A 5365-nucleotide genomic window follows, 5' to 3' on the forward strand; every position below is an offset into this window, starting at 1 on the left:
CTCCCCCGACACCGCCCCGCACCCCCAGGACGGCCCCTGGCACCAGGTCCGCCTGCTGCTGCGCCTGCACCGCTACGCCGGCGAGGTCCTGCACGGAGACGGCGCTCCGACGGACGTACGCCTGCTGACGGCCGGCCAGGCCCTCAATCTGCACCGGGACGCCTCGGAGGCCGCCGCGGCCGCCGCGTCGGCGGCCCGCACACCGCGCATCGCCCCGGCGACCGCGTACGCGCTCGGGGTGCTCCACGCCGACCAGCGCCACGAGGTGGAGGCGGCCCGCTTCGCCTTCCAGCAGTCGTGGCAGAAGCAGGCGGTGGGCACCCCCTGACACCCCGGCAAAGCCGCGCACCACCCCGCGCAGAGGAGACGGTGAACGACCAGTGACTTCCTCCACGAACGACACCATCGTCCAGGCGGCCGGCTGCGTCCTGTGGCGCCGCCCGTCCGCCGGACACCTCGAACTGGCGCTGGTCCACCGGCCCAAGTGGGCCGACTGGTCGTGGCCCAAGGGCAAGCTCAAACGGGGTGAGACCTTCGAGGAGGCGGCCCGCCGCGAGGTGCTGGAGGAGACCGGCCACACGTGCCGGCTGGGGGCGCGGCTCCCGTCGGCCCGGTACCTCGACCATCACGGGCGGCCCAAGGAGGTCCGCTACTGGGCGGCGGAGTCGACCGGCGGGGCCTTCGCGCCCAACGACGAGGTCGACGTGGTGCGCTGGGTCACGCCGGACGAGGCCCACGAGCGGCTCAGCTACGAGCGGGACCGGGACCTGATCTCCCTCGTCCTCATCGCCATCGGCACCGACGAGGACGGGCGCGAGCCGTGAGGGGCCGGCGCGGCACTCCCCGTCGGCCGCCCAAAACCGCCTCACCCGGCCGGGGGACCGCACCCTCGTGGACGCGCTCCAGACGCCGCCACACCTGGCATAGTCCGGAATCAGCCCGTGTCCTCGACGTGAGCGTTCCGTGACCTAACCGCACCGCCCACAGGGGTTCACCCTCCGTTCACTTATGCCCATAGGCGCCTTCACCTGTTCTGCCTAATTTCGGCCTTACGCGATGCGAGCCGCGACCTGGGGGTCGCCACCCGCGTCACCCCGTCTTCGCACGCCGCCGTAATTCAGGACGGCGGCTCTCGGAAGGAACTCTTTCAAGTGAAGCTTCAGCGCATGAACCGGCGGGCCCTCACCCTCGGTGCTCTCGCCGTCTCCGGCGCCCTGGCCCTCACGGCGTGCGGCTCGGACGACAACGGCGGCTCGACGAGCAGCAACAGCTCCTCGTCGACCAACGCCAGCTCGATCAAGTGCGACAACGCCAAGGGTCAGCTGCTCGCCGACGGCTCGTCCGCGCAGAAGAACGCGATCGACGCGTGGGTCAAGGCGTTCAGCCAGGCCTGTGGCGTCCAGATCAACTACAAGGGCGGCGGCTCCGGCGCCGGTGTCACCTCCTTCAACCAGGGTCAGCTGGCCTTCGCCGGTTCCGACTCCGCGCTGAAGCCCGAAGAGGTCACCGCCTCCAAGCAGGTCTGCTCCGGCGGCCAGGGCATCGACCTCCCGATGGTCGGCGGCCCGATCGCGCTCGGCTACAACGTCCCGGGTGTCGACAACCTGGTCCTGGACGCCCCGACGCTCGCGAAGATCTTCGACAGCAAGATCACCAAGTGGAACGACGCGGCGATCAAGAAGCTGAACCCGTCCGCGACGCTGCCCGACCTCAAGATCCAGGCGTTCCACCGCTCGGACGAGTCCGGCACCACGGACAACTTCACCAAGTACCTGATCGCCACCACCGCGGCCAACTGGAAGTACTCCGGCGGCAAGGCCTGGCAGGCCAAGGGCGGCCAGTCCGCGGCCGGCTCGGCGGGCGTCGCCCAGCAGGTCAAGGCGACCTCGGGTGCCATCGGCTACTTCGAGCTCTCCTACGTCGGTGACGGCGTGAAGGCCGTCAGCATCGACACCGGCGCCTCCGCCCCGGTCGCCCCGAGCACCGACAGCGCCACCAAGGACATCGCCGACGCCAAGGTCGTCGGCACCGGTTCGGACCTGTCGCTCCAGCTGAACTACAACACCAAGGCCGAGGGCGCGTACCCGATCACCCTGGTCACCTACGAGATCGTCTGCGACAAGGGCAACAAGGCCTCCACGCTGCCCGCGACGAAGGCGTTCCTCACCTACATCGCCAGCGAGGACGGCCAGAAGGTGCTCAGCACCATCGACTACGCGCCGATCCCCGACGCGATCATCACGAAGGTCCGCGCCACCATCGCGGGCCTGAGCTAATCCGAGTGTGCGGCCGGGTCCCCACCGGGACCCGGCCGCACCGTCCGGTGCACCGCCGCCACGGACCGCACACAGCACGTGTGGACCCGCAGACCGGAGAATCCTGATGGACATATCGACCAAGAACCCCACAGAGGCACCGCCTCCCACCCCCGAGCCCTCCGCCGCCGCGCAGAAGCGCACCGCACGCGGCGCCACCCGACCCGGTGACCGGATCTTCCTCGGTCTCTCCCGCGGGTCGGGCATCCTGCTGTTGGCGATCATGGCCGCGATCGCGGTCTTCCTCACCTATCGCGCCTCCCTCGCGATCAGCAAGGACCACGCGAACTTCCTCACCACCTTCGAGTGGAACACCAACCTGCTGCCGCCGAAGTTCGGCATCGCCGTCCTGGCGTTCGGCACCGTGGTGTCCTCGATCATCGCCATGGTCATCGCGGTCCCGGTCGCGGTCGCCATCGCCCTGTTCACCACGCACTACGCCCCGCGCAAGCTCCGCGGCCCGGTCTCCTACGTGATCGACCTGCTGGCCGCCGTACCGTCCATCGTGTACGGCCTGTGGGGCGCCCTGATCCTCGTACCGCACATGGTCGGGCTCTTCGGGTGGCTGAACGACTACTTCGGCTGGACCGGGATCTTCTCCTGGGACCAGGGAGCCCCCCGCTCGATGCTCACCGTCGGCATCCTGCTGGCGATCATGATCCTGCCGATCATCACCAACGTGAGCCGCGAGGTCTTCCGCCAGGCCCCGCAGATGATCGAAGAGGCCGCCCTCGCCCTCGGCGCCACGCGCTGGGAGGTCATCCGCATGGCGGTGATCCCCTTCGGCCGCTCCGGAGTGATCTCCGCCTCGATGCTCGGCCTCGGCCGCGCGCTCGGCGAGACGATGGCCGTCGCCACCGTGCTCTCCCCGGACTTCCTGATCCACGGCAGCCTGCTCAACCCGGGCGGCGGAACCTTCGCCCAGAACATCGCCAGCAAGTTCAGCGAGGCGTCGCAGGACGGCCGGGACGCGCTCATCGCCTCCGGTCTGGTCCTGTTCGTCATCACCTTGCTGGTCAACGGCGCGGCCCGGCTCATCATCGCCCGCCGCTCGGAGTACTCGGGGGCCAACGCATGAGCCACGCAGCCGTAGCGGAAAAGCCCGCGAGCACCCTCCAGGGCGCCACCCTCCCCAAGTGGTCGCCGTACGCGATCGCCGGCGGGTCCATCGTCCTGGCCGTCCTCATCGGACTGGCCGGCAGCCTCGACAGCAAGATCCAGTGGGGCCTGATCGCGGCGATCCTCTTCGTCATCGGTACGTACGTCATCGCCTCCCGTGTCGAAGGCGGCCGCCAGGCCAAGGACCGGGTCGCGACCAGCCTGGTCTGGGTCGCGTTCGTCCTCGCCGTGATCCCGCTCGTCTCCCTCCTGTGGACGACGATCTCGCGCGGCGTGAAGGTCCTGAACGTCTACTTCCTGACCCACTCGATGGGTGTGGTCGCCGACTCCGAGCCCGGCGGCGGTATCTACCACGCCATCATCGGCAGCCTGGAGCAGGTCGGCCTCGCCACCCTGATCGGCGCCCCGATCGGTGTGCTCACCGCGATCTACCTGGTCGAGTACGGACAGGGCGCGCTGTCGAAGGCGGTCACGTTCTTCGTCGACGTCATGACGGGCATCCCGTCGATCGTCGCGGGTCTGTTCATCCTGTCCCTGATGCTCATGTGGGACATGGAGCCCTTCGGCTTCGCCGGTTCGCTGGCCCTGGCCATCCTGATGATGCCGGTCGTGGTCCGCTCCACCGAGGAGATGCTGAAGCTCGTACCGAACGAGCTGCGCGAGGCATCGCTCGCCCTCGGCATCCCGAAGTGGCGCACGATCCTCAAGGTCGTCCTCCCGACCGCGATCGGCGGCATCACCACCGGCATCATGCTGTCGGTGGCGCGCATCGCCGGTGAGACCGCGCCCGTCCTGCTGCTGGTGTTCGGCAACCCGTTCATCAACAACGACCCGTTCCACGGGGCGCAGGCGTCGCTGCCGCTGTACATCTACCAGCAGTTCGCGCAGAGCGCGGGCGCGGGCGCGGCCTACGACCGTGCCTGGGCGGCCTCGCTCACCCTGATCGCCTTCGTGATGATCCTCAACCTGGTGGCCCGCGGCATCGCCCGCTGGAAGGCCCCCAAGACCGGTCGCTGACCGCGACCCCCTCAGCGACCGTTCTGAATCTCTGGAAGTGAAGCAGTCATGTCCAAGCGAATCGACGTAAGCGGGCTCACCGCCTTCTACGGCTCCCACAAGGCAATCGAAGACATCTCGATGACGGTCGAGCCGCGCTCGGTGACGGCGTTCATCGGCCCCTCCGGCTGCGGCAAGTCAACGTTCCTGCGCACGCTCAACCGTATGCACGAGGTCACGTCCGGCGGCCGGGTCGAGGGCAAGGTGCTCTTGGACGACGAGGACCTCTACGGCCACGGCATCGACCCGGTGTCGGTGCGCCGCGAGATCGGCATGGTCTTCCAGCGCCCGAACCCGTTCCCCACGATGTCGATCTTCGACAACGTGGCGGCGGGCCTGCGCCTGAACGGCAGCTACAAGAAGAGCGAGCTGTCGGACGTGGTGGAGAAGTCCCTGAAGGGCGCGAACCTCTGGAACGAGGTCAAGGACCGCCTGAACAAGCCCGGTTCGGGCCTCTCCGGCGGCCAGCAGCAGCGCCTGTGCATCGCGCGGGCGATCGCGGTGGAGCCGAAGGTCCTGCTGATGGACGAGCCCTGCTCGGCCCTGGACCCCATCTCCACGCTCGCGATCGAGGACCTGATCGGCGAGCTGAAGGAACGCTTCACGATCGTCATCGTGACGCACAACATGCAGCAGGCGGCGCGCGTCTCGGACCGTACGGCCTTCTTCAACCTCGCGGCGGTCGGCCAGCCCGGCAGGCTCATCGAGATAGACGACACGGAACGCATCTTCTCCAACCCGTCGGTCCAGGCCACCGAGGACTACATCTCGGGCCGCTTCGGCTAGACCCCGCCCCCAAGAACCCCTCGCGGTGCTGCATGGCGGTGCCACCGCGAGGCCGAAAAGGGCCCGCCCCTGGCTCCCGGGGGCGGGCC

5 protein-coding genes and 1 pseudogene are annotated in these 5365 nt (G+C 68.8%); all 6 read left to right on the plus strand.

Annotated elements, in window-relative coordinates; translation table 11 throughout:
* Window positions 1-328: pseudogene (locus tag ACNFOC_RS50515) on the plus strand (CHAD domain-containing protein); the annotation flags it as partial.
* 52 nt (window positions 329-380) lie between these two features.
* Window positions 381-824 (plus strand): NUDIX hydrolase, encoded by a 444-nt coding sequence (locus tag ACNFOC_RS50520; RefSeq protein ID WP_416965721.1) that lies wholly within the window; start codon window positions 381-383, stop codon window positions 822-824.
* A 327-nt stretch (window positions 825-1151) separates the two neighbouring features.
* Window positions 1152-2276 carry a phosphate ABC transporter substrate-binding protein PstS gene (gene pstS / locus ACNFOC_RS50525; RefSeq protein ID WP_416965722.1) on the plus strand — a complete coding sequence of 375 codons (1125 nt, stop codon included), beginning with the start codon at window positions 1152-1154 and terminating at the stop codon, window positions 2274-2276.
* A gap of 106 nt (window positions 2277-2382) precedes the next feature.
* On the plus strand, window positions 2383-3393 hold the full coding sequence (gene pstC / locus ACNFOC_RS50530; protein WP_416965723.1) for a phosphate ABC transporter permease subunit PstC: 1011 nt from the start codon (window positions 2383-2385) through the stop codon (window positions 3391-3393).
* Window positions 3390-4451 (plus strand): phosphate ABC transporter permease PstA, encoded by a 1062-nt coding sequence (pstA, locus tag ACNFOC_RS50535; RefSeq protein ID WP_416965724.1) that lies wholly within the window; start codon window positions 3390-3392, stop codon window positions 4449-4451. Before pstC ends, pstA begins: the two co-directional genes overlap by 4 nt.
* A 48-nt stretch (window positions 4452-4499) precedes the next feature.
* Complete coding sequence (gene pstB, locus ACNFOC_RS50540) at window positions 4500-5276, plus strand: phosphate ABC transporter ATP-binding protein PstB (RefSeq protein ID WP_033281351.1); 777 nt, start codon at window positions 4500-4502, stop codon at window positions 5274-5276.
* Window positions 5277-5365: the final 89 nt, after the last annotated feature.

The organism is Streptomyces colwelliae, assembly GCF_048158785.1.
Lineage (GTDB): Bacteria > Actinomycetota > Actinomycetes > Streptomycetales > Streptomycetaceae > Streptomyces.